General features: G+C 33.9%; 15 protein-coding genes. 3 read left to right on the forward strand and 12 right to left on the reverse strand.

Annotation, left to right across the window (positions count from 1 at the left end):
* Positions 1–147: 147 nt before the first annotated feature.
* Together AC4CVH_RS06210 and AC4CVH_RS06215 are read left to right on the forward strand one after the other, a co-directional pair.
* On the forward strand, positions 148–912 hold the full coding sequence (locus AC4CVH_RS06210) for a DeoR/GlpR family DNA-binding transcription regulator (RefSeq protein WP_490786881.1): 765 nt from the start codon (positions 148–150) through the stop codon (positions 910–912).
* Positions 913–1,029: 117 nt separating this feature from the next.
* Positions 1,030–3,036 carry a BglG family transcription antiterminator gene (locus AC4CVH_RS06215; RefSeq protein ID WP_490786882.1) on the forward strand — a complete coding sequence of 669 codons (2,007 nt, stop codon included), beginning with the start codon at positions 1,030–1,032 and terminating at the stop codon, positions 3,034–3,036.
* 57 nt (positions 3,037–3,093) lie between these two features.
* On the opposite strand, the gene AC4CVH_RS06220 is transcribed toward AC4CVH_RS06215, so the two are convergent.
* The 10 genes from AC4CVH_RS06220 to AC4CVH_RS06265 form a co-directional block, all read right to left on the reverse strand.
* Complete coding sequence (locus tag AC4CVH_RS06220; protein ID WP_490786883.1) at positions 3,094–3,414, reverse strand: PTS fructose-like transporter subunit IIB; 321 nt, start codon at positions 3,412–3,414, stop codon at positions 3,094–3,096.
* A gap of 27 nt (positions 3,415–3,441) precedes the next feature.
* Positions 3,442–4,500, reverse strand: a complete 1,059-nt coding sequence (locus AC4CVH_RS06225; protein ID WP_490786884.1) for a PTS fructose transporter subunit EIIC — start codon at positions 4,498–4,500, stop codon at positions 3,442–3,444.
* 24 nt (positions 4,501–4,524) lie between these two features.
* On the reverse strand, positions 4,525–4,986 hold the full coding sequence (locus AC4CVH_RS06230; RefSeq protein WP_490786885.1) for a PTS sugar transporter subunit IIA: 462 nt from the start codon (positions 4,984–4,986) through the stop codon (positions 4,525–4,527).
* A gap of 194 nt (positions 4,987–5,180) precedes the next feature.
* Positions 5,181–6,113, reverse strand: coding sequence for a 1-phosphofructokinase family hexose kinase (locus AC4CVH_RS06235; protein WP_490786886.1), 933 nt, complete (start codon positions 6,111–6,113; stop codon positions 5,181–5,183).
* Positions 6,110–6,964 carry a tagatose bisphosphate family class II aldolase gene (locus AC4CVH_RS06240; protein ID WP_490786887.1) on the reverse strand — a complete coding sequence of 285 codons (855 nt, stop codon included), beginning with the start codon at positions 6,962–6,964 and terminating at the stop codon, positions 6,110–6,112. Before AC4CVH_RS06240 ends, AC4CVH_RS06235 begins: the two co-directional genes overlap by 4 nt.
* Positions 6,965–7,006: 42 nt before the next feature.
* Positions 7,007–7,528, reverse strand: coding sequence for a galactose-6-phosphate isomerase subunit LacB (gene lacB / locus AC4CVH_RS06245; protein ID WP_490786888.1), 522 nt, complete (start codon positions 7,526–7,528; stop codon positions 7,007–7,009).
* 17 nt (positions 7,529–7,545) lie between these two features.
* A complete protein-coding gene (gene lacA, locus AC4CVH_RS06250; protein WP_490786889.1) occupies positions 7,546–7,974 on the reverse strand; it encodes a galactose-6-phosphate isomerase subunit LacA in 429 nt (142 codons plus the stop codon).
* Positions 7,975–8,309: 335 nt separating this feature from the next.
* Positions 8,310–9,737 carry a 6-phospho-beta-galactosidase gene (gene lacG / locus AC4CVH_RS06255; protein ID WP_490786890.1) on the reverse strand — a complete coding sequence of 476 codons (1,428 nt, stop codon included), beginning with the start codon at positions 9,735–9,737 and terminating at the stop codon, positions 8,310–8,312.
* A 20-nt stretch (positions 9,738–9,757) separates the two neighbouring features.
* Positions 9,758–11,458, reverse strand: coding sequence for a lactose-specific PTS transporter subunit EIIC (locus tag AC4CVH_RS06260; protein WP_490786891.1), 1,701 nt, complete (start codon positions 11,456–11,458; stop codon positions 9,758–9,760).
* Between the two features lie 19 nt (positions 11,459–11,477).
* Positions 11,478–11,795, reverse strand: coding sequence for a PTS lactose/cellobiose transporter subunit IIA (locus tag AC4CVH_RS06265; RefSeq protein ID WP_490786892.1), 318 nt, complete (start codon positions 11,793–11,795; stop codon positions 11,478–11,480).
* A gap of 307 nt (positions 11,796–12,102) precedes the next feature.
* Between AC4CVH_RS06265 and AC4CVH_RS06270 the strand changes: the two genes are divergently transcribed.
* The gene (locus AC4CVH_RS06270; protein ID WP_490786893.1) at positions 12,103–13,179 is read left to right on the forward strand and encodes a glycoside hydrolase family 53 protein; all 1,077 of its coding nucleotides are present in this window, start codon (positions 12,103–12,105) and stop codon (positions 13,177–13,179) included.
* 71 nt (positions 13,180–13,250) lie between these two features.
* Here AC4CVH_RS06270 and AC4CVH_RS06275 read toward each other — a convergent pair whose 3' ends face one another.
* Both AC4CVH_RS06275 and AC4CVH_RS06280 read right to left on the reverse strand, forming a co-directional pair.
* Entirely contained in the window at positions 13,251–14,012 is a 762-nt protein-coding gene (locus AC4CVH_RS06275) for a DeoR/GlpR family DNA-binding transcription regulator (RefSeq protein WP_490786894.1), read from the reverse strand.
* 128 nt (positions 14,013–14,140) lie between these two features.
* Complete coding sequence (locus AC4CVH_RS06280) at positions 14,141–15,571, reverse strand: PTS galactitol transporter subunit IIC (RefSeq protein ID WP_490786895.1); 1,431 nt, start codon at positions 15,569–15,571, stop codon at positions 14,141–14,143.
* Positions 15,572–15,597: the final 26 nt, after the last annotated feature.

A 15,597-nucleotide genomic window follows, 5' to 3' on the forward strand; every position in this document is an offset into this window, starting at 1 on the left:
TTTCTTAATATGTATTGTTTATTATTGTTTTATCTTTATAATTATTGTACTACCAAATAATATAAACTTCAATATTGTTTTTTGTGAATAAAATAGTATATAATAATAGTAAATTCGAACTTCAATATTCACAAAAGGATGATTGCTATGTTTATGGAAGAGCGGCATAATGAAATACTACACATTTTAGAAAACAGCGGTAAAGTCATAGTAAATGATTTAAGTAAAAAATTTAATGTTTCAAAAGACTGCATACGCAAAGACTTGAAAATACTAGAAAACAATAATATGCTGAGAAGAACCTACGGTGGTGCGGTATCAATAAGAAAACCCGCACATTATAAAAAAATAGAAGCGCGCAAAAAGTACAATACTGAATCTAAATCAAAGATTGCCGAAAAAGCCTTCAATCTTATTGAAAACGGTGAAACCATATTTCTGGACATATCAACAACTAATATTCTACTTGCAAAATTACTTTCAACATGCAGTAAAAAATTAACCGTTGTGACAAATATGGTGGATATAATGTCCACAATAAACAATGAAAAGAATGATATACAAATTATATGTCCCGGTGGCATAATGTGCAAAGACTTGAACGGCTTTACAGGATCACTGACAATTGAAAACCTGTCAAACTACAAATTTTCAAAATCATTTATAGGAAGCTGCGGAGTTGACATATCTGAGGAAAGTGTAACTACCTTTGATTTTGAAGACGGGAACACAAAAAAAACAATAATAAAGAATAGCAAATCCGTATACCTTGTAATGGAGAACAGGAAGTTTTATTTTGACGGAAGCTATAAATTTGCAGACCTAAGTCAAATAGACACTATAATAACCGAAAATACTCCAAATGAAAACATACTTGATTTATTAAACAGGACAAACATAAAAATCATCTAGAAACTATGTATGCACAACTCCAGTTATGCAAGTCATTATGCCGTCAGCCCACAAATCAATCCTACTGTTTTAAAATAAATTTACAATAATTACATGTCCCATACTGGAGGTTTTTATATGAATTCTAAAGACAATAAAAAACAAAATTTAATATTTATTCTTCTAAAAAACAGCACTCCAATTACAATAAAAGAAATTGCCATTAAACTCAATACCAGCCAAAAAACAATACGAAATTATTTAGACGAATTAAAATCTACTTTTGACAGGCTAGAAATAACTTTGATAAGAAAACCCGGTGTAGGAATATATATCGAAGCCGATCAAAATCAGAAGAAAAAACTAATTTATAATTTTACTTTCAAAAACAACAATACGTATTCAAAAGATTACAGACAAAAATACATATTGAAAACTCTTTTCAACAACAGATATACATATACCATTCAATTGCTTGCAGATGATCTCTATTGCAGTAAAAGCACTATAATAAACGACTTGAACTATGTTGAAAAGTGGCTTGAAATTCATGGGCTTCAACTAAAGAGAAAACAAAACAAAGGTTTGTGGATAGCAGGAAATGAAAATACATTCAGAAATTCAATGATGAGCTTGTTTTCCGAATTGAACAATGAAGCAGACTCATCTCAGAAGAACTGTGATGAAATGCACAAGGAACTCGACTACAGGATAGATTCTTCAAATTACAAAAAAATCATGCAATTTTTTCCAAGCCTTGATATATTTAAAGTTCAAAAAATAATCCAGAAATCCGAGGAAAAGCTTGGATATTACTTTACCGATCAAGCTTTCATAAATTTAATAGTTCACATTGCCATAACACTTGAAAGAGCCAAATTCAACAAAAAGATTGATATAGACCACGATTATCTCAAAAATATAGAGATGAACAAAGAATTTAAAATCGCAGTCCTTGTTGTAAACGAATTAAACAAAACGTTCAAATTAAAAATACCAAAAGAAGAAAGTGCATACATATGCCTTCATATGCTCGGTGCAAAAATACAATACAATGTTTATCCATATACCTTAAGCAACATAATAAACTCCAAGAAAGAATTAAATGTTGAAATAGCAAATAAAATTATAAATCTCGTAAGTGATATTTTAAATATAAATCTGAGAAATGACAAATTGCTTCTTGCAAACCTGTCCATACATTTGAGAACAACAATTATACGACTTAAATACGGACTTCAGCTTAGAAATCCAATTCTAAAAAAGATAAAAGAAGAATATCTAAGTATATTTGGAGCTACTTATTCCTGCAGCATAATATTTGAAAACGAACTTGGAATTTCAATAAATGAAGACGAGATAGGCTATATATCACTTCATATCGCCGCTGCAGTTGAGCGCATGAATTCAAAAATAAAGGTTGTGGTAATCTGTTCCAGTGGAATAGGTACATCACAAATAATCGCAACCAGACTATCCAAAAAGTTTCCACAGATAGATATATCTGCGATTCTTCCATTAAGGTACCTTACAGAAGATATAATAAATTCAACAGACCTGATAATAAGTACAGTACCCGTAAATATAAACACAAAAAAAATCGTATATACAAGTACATTTCTTGATGAAAAAGACGAGACAATAATTAGAAAATATCTTGAAAACATCCACTTGGATGCAAATATTGATGCAAAAAATGAATATTTGGACGATATAATATCCAGTAATTATTGTTTTATAGATGATGGATGCGAGCCTTATCTTGAAATAATAAAAAAGTATGCAAATATAATGGAACAAAGCGGCATTGCAAAATCGGGCTTCTATAAAAATGTCATCCAAAGAGAACAAAATTCATCTACAATAATTGGAAAAGGAATAGCAATTCCCCATTCCAATGAACAATTCATATTGCATCCTAAAATAGGAATTGTAAAACTAAACAATCCTGTTGTATGGAAAAATGAATATATAGATCTTATTTTTATACTTGCATTAAAATTTAAAAATATAAACAGCACAAGAACTTTTTTTAAAAAGTTTTACTCACTTCTGGATAATGAAGAGTTAATAAACAAGATTAAAAAATCTGCAACTAAAAGTGAACTAATCTCATTCTTCTCCAATTTAAACAAATATATATAAGAAAACCTTCTATGATTTTCAACTTATCATAGAAGGTTTTTCTAATTCATTTTTAAACTATTTTCCACTCTGAGCCAAATGTTTTTCAAGCTTTTTAACCATGGCATCAGACTTTTTGATGGCATCTCCAGCTGTAACTCTGACAATTGATTTTCCTTTAAATCTTTCCTCACCTTTTATAGTTACATTTTTTGTAAGTATTACAAAATCTGCTTCTTTTATTTCCTGTTCAGTTAATTTATTCTCTACTCCAATGGATCCCTGTGTCTCAACTTTAACCTTGTGTCCCGCTGCCTTAAATGCTTTTTCTATTGCCTCCGCTGCCATATAAGTATGTGCAACACCTGAAGGGCAGGAAGTACATGCAACTACCTTCATTTAAATCACTCCCATTATTATATATTTTTAATCAAAATCTAAATCTATGTCATCATCATCTTGGTCGTCTTTAGCCAGTACATCAACTTCAGTTACAGGCTTTTTCAATATATTTACCATAAGTGCCGTTACCACAACTCCAACTGCAACTGCAAGCAAATATCCCAATCTGTTATCAACTACAGGCAATACTATAAGTCCACCCCATGGTGCATGGTCTGCAGCACCGATTAGAAGAGACATAACTGAAGAAACTGCACCACCTACCATTATAGACGGTATTACTCTGATTGGATCTGATGCTGCAAATGGAATTGCACCTTCTGTTACTCCTACACAGCCCATGATAAGCGCTGCCTTTCCAGCTTCTCTCTCCTCAACACTAAACTTTTTCTTGAATAGAAGAGATGCAAGACCAAGTCCAAGAGGCGGAGTACAAATTGGAACTGCTGCTGCTGCCATCAATTCAGGATGAGTTGGAACCATCGCAATCGAGAAAAAGAAAGCCGTTTTGTTCAAAGGACCTCCCATATCAAAAGTTATCATTGCACCAATTATAATCCCCAATATAACTTTTGAACTTCCCTGCATTCCCTTTAACCATATATTCAATGCCGCCATCAAATCTGCAATAGGCTGTCCTAAAAATAATACTATTATAATTCCGACTACAAAAGTGCCTATAAGCGGAAGTATAAATATAGGCATTACAGATCTCATGGAATTAGGTACTTTTATTTTCTTCAAGTAGTAAACAATTATACCTGAAAGTATTCCAGCTATCATGCCTCCAAGAAAACCTCCACCTTTAAGGTTTGCAAGATACGCACCAATCATTCCTGGAGCCAGACCCGGTTTATCTGCCATTGAATATGCGATAAATCCTCCAAGTATAGGAACAAACAGTGTCAATCCAGCACTACCTATATCTGACATCGACTTCAAAAATCCCGTTTTTGGAACTGCAGCCTGACCTGACAACATTACGGACAACGCAAGCAAAACTCCTCCAGATACTATAAACGGTATCATATATGAAACGCCAGTCATCAAATGTTTTTTGGTGTCTTTTAATAATTCTAACATAACTTTTACCTCCCTGATAAATTTTTATAATTTAGTTTTTTCAAACATATTTGAAAACATTTTTAGTAGCTCTTCCTTATCATTCATATTGAACAACTTTTCTCTGAAAGCTTCATCGAGCAATTTTCGTGACAATGCAGCCAATATCTTTAAATGTCCATCCGAAGCCGACTCCTCGGGAACTGCAAGTAAGAATACAACTTTAATAGGCGTATCATCCAGTGATTCCCATTCAACTTTATTTTTTAATCTTCCAAATGCAATAGCTGGTACTGAGACAGCGCTGCACTTGCCATGTGGAATCGCTATGCCAAATCCGATCCCAGTTGAAGTCATACTTTCTCTCTTTAAGACCTGAGATACATATCCGTTATAATCATTAAGCCTTTTTTCTTTATCTATCAAATCAGATAAACTTTTTATTACATCCTCTTTTTTTGTACATTGAATATTCAATTCTATAAGATTTTTATTTATAAGGTTCATAAAATTCTCCTTTCATTGCAACAACGTTTTTTGAAATGTTTCTATAATAAAATGTTATCATGTAACCGTTTATTCGTATATACATCAATATATCAAAATGTTTACACAACATTGTGGTAATTTTAAATAAATAAAAAAAGCGTATAAAGACCTGTTGCTTAAAAGTCCAAATACGCTTTTTTCAAACTCAGCTGTTATAATTTTATTCTATTTATACTTACCTCTTTCATTATCCTTCGAACCAGCTCCGGTTCTATGTATCCCGTCTTTTCAAGCATGGCATTGGCTGTTCCACATGCTGTACCTAGGGCTATTATATCATCCATAGAATAATCTCTCTCTATTCCAACAGCAAACCCGCCAACTAACGAGTCTCCCGATCCAACAGGATTAACCGCTTTCACACAAGGTACCGTTACTCTGAACATCTTGCCATCAAAATACACAACAGAGCCCTGTGCCCCAAGCGACACAACAATGCACTTGATGTTTTTTCTGCTTAAATCCATTACACATTTTACAACATCTTTTTCATCTGATATTTTTCTTCCTGTAAGTGTTTCAAGTTCCTCTTTATTAGGTTTTATCATAAAAGGCACTGCATCTATACCCAGCCTTAAGAGCTCACCGCTTGTATCCAGCAGGAACTTTCTACCTTTTTTATTTGCCATATTTATAAGATCAGCATATACGCTTTCAGGTACGTTTTTAGGCACGCTTCCAGATGCCGCAACAATACCAGAATCCTCAAGCATACTTTCATACATTTTCATAAAATAGTCTTGTTCTTCTTCCGTTACATAGGGACCAGGTTCCAAAATTTCAGTTTGGACTTCATCATCGGTCATAAAGGCTAAACACTCCCTTGTCGTGCCTTCAATTTTTACAAACTTGCTTTTTATTCCCTCTGCATCAAGTCTGGCCTGTATAAATTCGCCTGTATTACCGCCAATGTATCCTGTTACTAAAGTGTTCTCCCCCAATATATGTGCTATATTAGCCACATGAATGCCTTTTCCTCCAGCCGTATTTTCAACTGATCTGGCCCTCATTACTTTTCCTTTTACTATATTGTCTATATTATACTTCTTGTCTACAGATGCATTTAAATTTACAATAGTAATCAAGCTTTTCCACTACTCCCACACATAATAATCTTGTCATAAACAACCTGTCTCATTGCCTTTTTTCCTGGAGTCATGTAATTTCTTGGATCATTTGCATCTGGATTCTTTTTAAAATATTCTTTAACTGCACTTGAGAAAGGTATTTTTAGGTCTGTAGCTATATTTACCTTGCATATGCCAAGTTCTATAGCCTTTTTCACCAGATGTTCCGGAACATTTGAAGCTCCATGAAGCACCAATGGTATGGATACTTTTTCTCTTATTTCCTGAAGTCTTTCAAAATCTAGCTTCGGTTCTCCTTTATACAAACCATGTGCAGTTCCTATTGCAACTGCAAGTGAATCTATTCCAGTCTTGTCCACAAATTCTCTCGCAGCATCCGGATTAGTATACATTGCATCCTTGTCATCAACAACTATACTTTCCTCTCTTCCACCAAGCATTCCAAGCTCGGCTTCCACAACAGTGCCATTTAAATGGGCATATTCAACAACTTCCCTTGTAGTTCTGATATTATCTTCAAATGACATCCTAGATGCATCTATCATTGCAGACGTAAAACCTACATCTATGCAGTGCTTAATCCTCTCTACATCCTGAAAATGATCCAAATGCATTGCAATTGGTATCTTAGTATATTTTGCAGCTGCAGATTTGGCAATTGCTATCAGGTAATCCTCGCCGCTGTAATCTATAGTTCCAGGTGTCCCTGCAATTATTACAGGAGACTTTAATTCCGCAGCAGTTTCAACAACAACCCTGAAAGTCTCAAGATTGTGTATATTGAATGCCGGCACTGCATAATTTTCCTTTTGAGCTTTTACAAGCAAACCTTTCGTTGTAATCAACATAATGCGATTTCCTTTCCTCAAATTTATTCAAACTAAAACTATCTACTTTGTCGGATAGTAACCATTTTTCCATTTTTCCATAAATTCATCAAAGAAATGCTCATTGCCAAACTGTTTGCTGTCATCCCCTGCCAAGCCATCAATTTCCTTTATTATCTCTTTGTTTTCGGCAGTAGGCTTATACTTAGTTTCAAGAAATACATCGATTATATTTTCAATAAGTCCTATTCCGGTTATTCTTCCTCCAAATGCTATAACATTTGCATTTAAATATTCTTTTGCGTATCTTGCAGAACTTACATCCCTTACAAGTGCAGCTCTTACTCCTTTTACCTTGTTTGCAGAATTCGATATTCCAACTCCAGTTCCACAAAGAACTATTCCAAGTTCAGCCTCTTTTGATACAACCCTCTCAGCTGTCTTTTTACCGAATATAGGATAATGTGTTCTTACAAAGTCATAAGTACCATTGTCTATAACTTCATGACCCTTCGATTTTAAATACTCTGAAATCTTCATTTTAATATCAGGAACTATATGATCACAACCAAGTGAAATTATCATTATTATTACCTCCCCATTTATAACATTTTATTTAGCATGTCCACTCTTATCTGATGTCTTCCTCCGGCATATTTTTCCTTCAAATAAGCATCCACAATTGCTTCAGCCAGTTTATTTCCAACAATTCCTGAACCAATCGTAATCATGTTTGCGGAATTATGCTGACTTGTCATTTTTGCAGAATGTTCATCTGAAACCTCAGCACATATTATTCCCTTGTGTTTGCATCCAACCATGAATGATCCTGCCCCATACAGATCTATTGCCACTCCCCTTTCAACTTCCCCGTCCAAAATTGACTTTGCAACCAATTTTGATGACTGAACAAGATTAAATCCTTTTTCAGGAGTTTTATCAACAACTTCAAATCCTTTACCAAGTAAATATTTTTTCAAATATTCTTTTAATTCAAAACCATCTGTATCAGATCCAATTGCTATCTTCATAAAATCATACCTCCCTGCAGCTTTCATATTTTTGTTAAAACTTTTATATTATCATCCTCTATGGTATAATTTAATTGGTTTATATAATCTAATCCATAGAAGATTATAATCTTCTATAATTTTTTATTTTTTAATCTCTATTCTGGTGATGCGAGATTATTTTTTTTTGCTAATTTTGTTTACAAATATATATTATCACTTTATTGTATCATTTTCAATGCTATTCATGATTTATTTTATACTTTTTATGTTCGATTTTATTGTCAATCCGAAAATGAATAAAACAAGAAGTGGATACTTCAAAAATATACTGCTTTTGCAGCATCCATCATCCTCTAATATATTACTTCATTTTCATTTACAATTTTCTTGCTTTCAGATACACGTTTTAACCAATATGCACTTTTCTTTGGATACCTCTTCTGGTTCTCAAAATCAACATAAAACAATCCGTAACGCTTATTATAACCATTACTCCACGAAAGCAAATCCATAAGCGACCATGAGAAATACCCTTTTACAATGACACCTTCACTCTTGGCTTTTAAAATGGCTTCAAGATGTTTCTTTATATAATCTATCCTTGGAGTATCATCTATCTTTTCATTTTTAAAATCGTCTTTATATCCCATACCATTTTCGGTGATATATATCTTCTTATAATTAGGATACTCATTTTTTATCTTCACCAGCATGTCATGAAGTCCTTCTGGATAAATCGGCCAATCCCAGTCTGTAGTTGGAACTTCAGGATTATTTACGCGCTGTCCTATACCTTTAAGTGCAAAGATACTTGTGCCTTTTTCACCAGTGCCATTATGATGTATTTTGCTTTCACCTTGATATCCCTTTAAAAAGTGACTTGAATAGTAATTCATGCCTAGAAAATCAATTTTTTCGGACGCAGATTTTAAAATATCCAAATCCCCATCATATATTTTAAGCTTTCCTCCGTTTTTATACATGATTTCATTGACTGTATCAATGGTTCCTTTGGGATATTCCCCTTTAAAACACGCATCCAGCATAAATTTATTCGACAAAGTATAATCCAAATAAGCAGCTCTTTTATCCTCCTCGGAATTGCTTATCGGGTATTTTCCCTCAAGAGTATGTACAATGCCAATTTCACCATCCAAATTCATGCTTTTATATAAACTAACTACTTTTCCATGTGCAACCATCATGTTATGCATTGATTGAACTGCTTTTGGTATATCATATTTTTTATTCGGCGGAAAATTTCCTATTATATACCCATTTTGCGCAACAGCCCAGGCTTCATTAAATGTTATCCACTTTTTAACCCTGTCACCAAATTCATTGAAACAAATTTCTGCAAATCTCACGAAATGATCTATATTGTCCCTGTCCAACCAATCACCATTTTTAAACAGCGAAAGCGGCGTGTCAAAATGATGTAGTGTCACAAATGGCTCTATATTATTTTTTATACATTCATTAATAAGATTATTATAAAATTCAATTCCCTTAGAATTAACCTCTCCTGTTCCATTCGGTATAACTCTTGACCATGCAATAGAAATTCGTATGCCATTTATACCAAATTCCCTGGACAACTTCAAATCTTCTTTGTACTTATGATAAAAATCACTTGCCACATCTCCGTTGAACTTGCTTTCAGGTCTAGAAAGATACTCATCCCATACACATGCTCCCTTCCCGTATTCTTTTGCAGCTCCCTCTACCTGATAAGCCGCTGTTGCACCACCAAAAATAAAATCGTTCTCAAACTGCTCCATAATACCCCTCTCCCTTTCAATTATTCTCTTATCTTATCCAATGCAAATTTCAATGCACCAACAGGATCCCTGGTCAGTTTTACATACTCCTTGCCCGAAGTTGTAGCTGATTTTGTGCCCTTTGATTCACAGTCACTTTTCAATTCTTTATACATTGATGCCATTTGAGGTGCCAATACAATCAAATCATAATCCGGTATTACATCCTTATGCTGTCCGTATGCCATAGCTATTGATTCCAAATTTACACCTTCCTGTTTTGCACCTTTTGTTATTGCATTTGCCAGCATACTGCTTGTAGCACCGCTTGCGCAAAGCACAAGTACAAGCTTTTTCTCAGCTGTATCATCCTTTAAGTTAACCTTTTCATCAAGCTTCTCAGCTTCTTTTTCAATTACTTCTTTAACTGATGCCGGATTCTCTTGAGTTGCTGCTACATTTTCATCTCCAATTCTTACGAGTTCCTCTGCAACTAGTTGTTTATCATAAACTTTAAAAAATGGATAATACATGACAAAGTCTATTATCAATAACAGCGGAGCCAATATAAATGACAATTTGGCAAAGCCTGTACCAAGTATCAATCCTATAGGACCTGGCGCTGTCCATGGTATTATATAGATAAATCCGTTCATCCCCAGATTGTCTACAAAAAACTTGAACAACCAGACATTAACTATGGGAGTACAGATAAACGGTACAAAAAATACAGGATTGAGTACAATAGGCGCTCCAAATAAAACAGGTTCATTTACAGCAAACGATACAGGAATTATCGATGTCCTTCCGACTGCTTTCAGCTGTTTTGACCTGGCCATAAAGGCAAACATTACCGTGAGCATCAAAGTAGCACCGGTACCTCCTAAAGTTGCTACAAAATAGGAAGTTCCATGAGTCAACACATATGATGCATGCTGTCCCGATTGGTAAAGTTTCAAATTTGCCCCTACATTTGCGATATAAATAGCCGTTACTGCAGGTTCTACTATGGAAGGTCCATGAATACCAACAAACCAGAACATGGCCATTGCTCCATATATTATAGCCAACCCTATGTATCCATCCGCAGCTGTAAATAACGGTTTCAATACATCCAAAATCCATTGACTGAACACTTCACCGGCTACATTTCTAAATATCAAATCGAATATCCAAAAAAACAAAATAGATGCTGCAAGTGGAAGTAAATCTTCAAAAGTCTGCGCTACATTTCGCGGCACCTCGTCAGGAAGCTTAATTGTTACATTATTTTTTATGAAAACTTTGTATATGTTAGGAACTATAAAAGCTACTACAAATGCAGACAACAATCCTTTGGTTCCCATATACTCACTTGAAAATCCATCCTTAACCGGTTCCACAGCTACCAGCAAAAAACACGCAATAGAAACAATCATCACAGATATACTATTAATTTGTCTGAGTTTTGGCAGTTTATTATTGATATTATCCGTTAAACTCTTGGCGATTGTTGCCACCATTAATGTTGCCAGAATTCCCATTGAATAGTTATATGCTTTCATAATTATATTATTTATATTATCAGGCCAGTAAAATCCCCATATATTAGGCACACAAGCTACGAGTAAAAAAATACTTGAAAATAAAATAATAGGCATACAGCTTAGAAATCCATCCCTAATCGCCCTTAGATATGGATTATTTGAAACCTTTTCAAAAAACGGTTTCATTCTTTCAATCAAAGCAATTAATTTTTTCATAAAAATCTCCCCTAAATTTTTATCGATTTACTTTTTTATATAAGTTTATCAGGCTGTTTACAAGATCTCTTAAAAGCATAACTGTCATTAAATGATCCTGGGCATGTACAATTAAAAAACCAACTTGTATCTTTTCTCCTGATGCCTCCATTTGGATCATCTTGGTTTGGACATTATGTGCTTCTGTTATAAGCTCGTTTCCTTCATTAATTAAATTTTCAGCCTCCTCATAGTCCCCATTATCAGCGGCATTCAAAGCATTTATATACTTAGACCTTGCATCCCCCGAATATGCCACTATCTCCATGGTTGTCAATTCCAATTCTTCATTAGTCATAACATCTTCCTCCTTTTCAGTAATTTTATACTTCCTTTTTTGAACTATTATGTTTGATTATGTTTGAATTTACATTTATATATATAATATATCTTTTCATATTGCTTGTCAATATTATTTATGTGTTATTATTATTCTATTTATGTTTGATATTTTCTTTATTCTTATTATTTATTAACAATAACCGCTTAAAAACATTACATTTATTTTCTTAAAATCGTTTACTTTGTAATTATTTCCTGATATAATTTGTTTGAAGTGTGTTCCACATTAGAATCTATTTTAAATTTAAGGGGGAGATTAAACTATGTTTAAGAAAATCTTTAGCTTGTTTTTGGTTCTATCTACATTTTTATTAATTGGCGGAGCCTTTCCAAATAAAGTTTCAGCCAAGTCAAATTTCGCAAAAGGAGCTGATATCGGATGGCTAAATCAGTTGGAAAACAAAGGCATACAATGGGAAGACACCAATGGAGTAAAAAATGATGCTCTGCAAATTTTGAAGAATCATGGAGTAAATTCAATAAGATTAAGGGTATTTGTAAATCCGCCATCAAGCTTCGAGTGGACTAAAAAAGACGGTACAAAATGTATCTTGGGCTATTCCGATACAAAAGGGGTATTATACATGGCCCAAAGGGCAAAAAAACTCGGAATGAGAATAATGCTAGATTTTCACTACAGCGATCACTTTGCAGACCCCGCTTATCAGGACAAACCAGCTGCATGGAAGAATGACAACTTCTCACAATTGGAGAGTGATGTGTATAATCATACCCACTACTTAATGTCAGCCCTAAAAAATATCGGCATATCACCTGACTGGGTTCAAATCGGCAACGAAACCAATTCAGGCATGCTGTGGCCTGATGGAAGCTCATACAACTATACAAAATGGGCATCTTTAATCAATGATGGCTATAACGCAGTCAAATCGGTGAATTCATCTTCAAAGGTTATAATTCATTTGTCAAACGGTGCCGACAATACTCTTTACAGAAATATATTTGACGGTCTTACAAAAGCAGGTGCAAAGTTTGATGTAATCGGCATGTCCTACTACCCATATTGGGACAAAGTAAACTACACTCAAAACATTGACGCATTGGGATATAACCTGAATGATATGGCAAAACGCTATAATAAAGAAGTTATGATCTGTGAAACCGGAGGTCTTGAAAACGACCCTTCAAACACTTACAGTATAATCAAAGCTGTAATAAATAAAGTAAAATCTGTTCCAAACAACAAAGGACTTGGTGTATTTTATTGGGAACCAGAAGCCAATTCACACGTTTTACCGGATTCATATCCACTTGGAACCTGCAGCACCGTCTCCAACACAACCTTGAAATTCACTTATGCAATAGACGCATTCAAATAAACAAAGTAAAACCAGACTGCCTGCATCCAGGTAATCTGGTTTTACTTTGTTTTTATGAACTACTTGATACTTCAGTTTATTATATCCACATACTTTTGATATTTTTCTTTTACCTTGTCATCTATATCTCCATCTGTTATTATGCCCGTTACATCGTGCAAATTATAAAAACTGAAGAAATCCTCCTTGCCTATCTTTGTACTGTCACAAATTATATATTTCTGCACTGCATTATCAAGTATTATTTTCTGACATACTCCTTCTTCTTCATTTGAAGTTGTTATATTGTCACCACAAATACCATTTGTACCAACAAAGGCCGTCTTCACCCTAATACTCTTTAAAATTTCATTCGTAAAATTGCCGACAAATACATCAGTATGCAGCCTATACCTTCCACCTACAAGTATAATTTCATAACGTTTGTCCTCCCTGAATTTTAGAAAAACTGGCATGGAGTTAGTTATCACCTTGATATAGGAAACATCTAGATAATCATATATTAACTCATTGGTAGTTCCGGGTCCTATATAAATGATGTCATTTTCATGAACTCTTTCACTAGCAAGTCTGGCAATGTACTTCTTCTGTTCTATATTTATCTTTCTCTTCTCATTACTTGAAAGTTCTTTAAATTTCATCTCATTCGATTTTTCAATCTTTTTAGCTCCGCCATAAATTCTTTTAAGCATTCCTCTTTCTTCAAGAACTTTCAAATCTCTTCTAACAGTTATTTCAGTAACTCCAAGTTCATCATTTATATCGGTTATTTTTATTATATTGTTTTTATCAAGCATATCCAATATTTTTTGGAATCTTTCTTCTTTCAACATACTGTAATCCTCCACAAGCGAGCCAACAAATGAGCTAATAAGAATGCTTAATGATATATTATCATTCTTTTATAATGATTTCAATATTGTTTATGATTTATGATATTATTTTTTTGTACTTTTTTAGTCTATTTGAGGCTTGCCTGTTCTGCTGCATTTTTTCCTACCTCATATTCTTTATTTCGTTTTTTCATCTGTTTTGCATACCATACAAACAAGGCTACATATACCAAAAGTGCCAGTACGACATACAAACCTGTAGTTACACTTCCACCACCAAAGAATTTTCCTATAAGTATTGAAATGAATTTTTCTACTGGTCCCTCGCAAGTTGAATGTGATATCATTGTGGATGCTGCAAGTCCATTTGGAAATGCTCCAACCTGTTTTGCTAAATTTGTTACACAAGGTGCCATGGCAGTTCCTGCCCACAAAAATATTGGTATTTCAAGTATTCCTATCAATATCATTCTTATCATTTTACCTCTGGTAACTACAAGAAGTGCAGGTGTTACACCCATTGCTATTATTCCACCAAGTGGCAATATTCTATTTCCTGGAAGGAACAACGAAATTGCAAGTAGTATTGGAGCCAGTATATTTGCTACAGCCCATATTTCAGCTCTGCCTGCTACAAACGGCCAATCAATTCCTATGTTAAATTTTCTATTTGACATTCTTTTACTTAGAAAATTAGTTATACCTTGAGATAACGGTTCCACCGCAGCTATAAACCATGAACCTATTACAGAAAATAATTCCAAACATGTTGCACCTATAAATGCCAATGTAAATATCTTTACAGCACTTTGATGGCCCAATATTCCTACAAACACTCCAAGATAAGCGCCTATTGCAAATTTACTTCCCCAGAATCCTATCTTGTTATTCAACTGTGCTGCATCAAAATCGTACTTGTCAAGAAACGGTAAAAACTTGTCTATCAATTTATCAAATACCATAATTATAGGATTCATCATATAATTAAGATGAGTTGTTGTCGTTGGATTGCTGTCTGGCATATCCAACAAATCATTAAATGTCGGCTTCATAAGATCAGAGTTAATTATTTTCAAGATTCCTATAAATACAACAAATATCGTTGCAACAAGTAAATTTTTTGAGTAGAACATTATAAGAATTCCGCAAAATGCAGGATGCCATACATCAAATATATCAACATCAAGTGTGTTTGTCTTGTTAAGTACAAGCATTACAATGTTGACAATTACAAGTATAAACAGAAAGAAAAGTGTGTACATTGACCCCCATGTTATAGTCGCCACCGGTGCCCATCCTAAATCAGTTATTGAAAGATTTATGCCAGTAGACTTTACAAACGCCTGCAAAGCATCTGAAAAGTTGGTTGTCAAAAGTGAAATTATCTGACCTATTGCTGTTAGTGCAATTGCAAGCTTAAGTCCTCCTTCTATGGCTTTGCTAACCTTTACACGCATTAAAATTGCCAATAAAGTTAAAACTATAAACATCATTGGCGCTGCTCCCAAATTTATCAAAGGTTTAAAAATTGCATTGGCAAACTGAATAATGCCTCCCATATTAATACATCTCCCTTATGTTATAG

It is taken from the genome of Clostridium pabulibutyricum, from assembly GCF_058242705.1.

Coding starts and splice junctions, on each gene's coding strand:
- AC4CVH_RS06230 (WP_490786885.1), bottom strand. CDS start 4,986: ATGAACCTTATAAATAAAAATCTTATAGAATTGAATATTCAATGTACA.
- AC4CVH_RS06280 (WP_490786895.1), bottom strand. CDS start 15,571: ATGGGAGGCATTATTCAGTTTGCCAATGCAATTTTTAAACCTTTGATA.
- AC4CVH_RS06260 (WP_490786891.1), bottom strand. CDS start 11,458: ATGAAAAAATTAATTGCTTTGATTGAAAGAATGAAACCGTTTTTTGAA.
- AC4CVH_RS06275 (WP_490786894.1), bottom strand. CDS start 14,012: ATGTTGAAAGAAGAAAGATTCCAAAAAATATTGGATATGCTTGATAAA.
- AC4CVH_RS06240 (WP_490786887.1), bottom strand. CDS start 6,964: ATGTTGATTACAACGAAAGGTTTGCTTGTAAAAGCTCAAAAGGAAAAT.
- lacA (WP_490786889.1), bottom strand. CDS start 7,974: ATGAAGATAGCAATTGGATCTGATACAGATGGTTTTGAATTAAAAGAA.
- AC4CVH_RS06220 (WP_490786883.1), bottom strand. CDS start 3,414: ATGAAGGTAGTTGCATGTACTTCCTGCCCTTCAGGTGTTGCACATACT.
- AC4CVH_RS06210 (WP_490786881.1), top strand. CDS start 148: ATGTTTATGGAAGAGCGGCATAATGAAATACTACACATTTTAGAAAAC.
- lacG (WP_490786890.1), bottom strand. CDS start 9,737: ATGGAGCAGTTTGAGAACGATTTTATTTTTGGTGGTGCAACAGCGGCT.
- AC4CVH_RS06270 (WP_490786893.1), top strand. CDS start 12,103: ATGTTTAAGAAAATCTTTAGCTTGTTTTTGGTTCTATCTACATTTTTA.
- lacB (WP_490786888.1), bottom strand. CDS start 7,528: ATGATAATTTCACTTGGTTGTGATCATATAGTTCCTGATATTAAAATG.
- AC4CVH_RS06265 (WP_490786892.1), bottom strand. CDS start 11,795: ATGACTAATGAAGAATTGGAATTGACAACCATGGAGATAGTGGCATAT.
- AC4CVH_RS06225 (WP_490786884.1), bottom strand. CDS start 4,500: ATGTTAGAATTATTAAAAGACACCAAAAAACATTTGATGACTGGCGTT.
- AC4CVH_RS06215 (WP_490786882.1), top strand. CDS start 1,030: ATGAATTCTAAAGACAATAAAAAACAAAATTTAATATTTATTCTTCTA.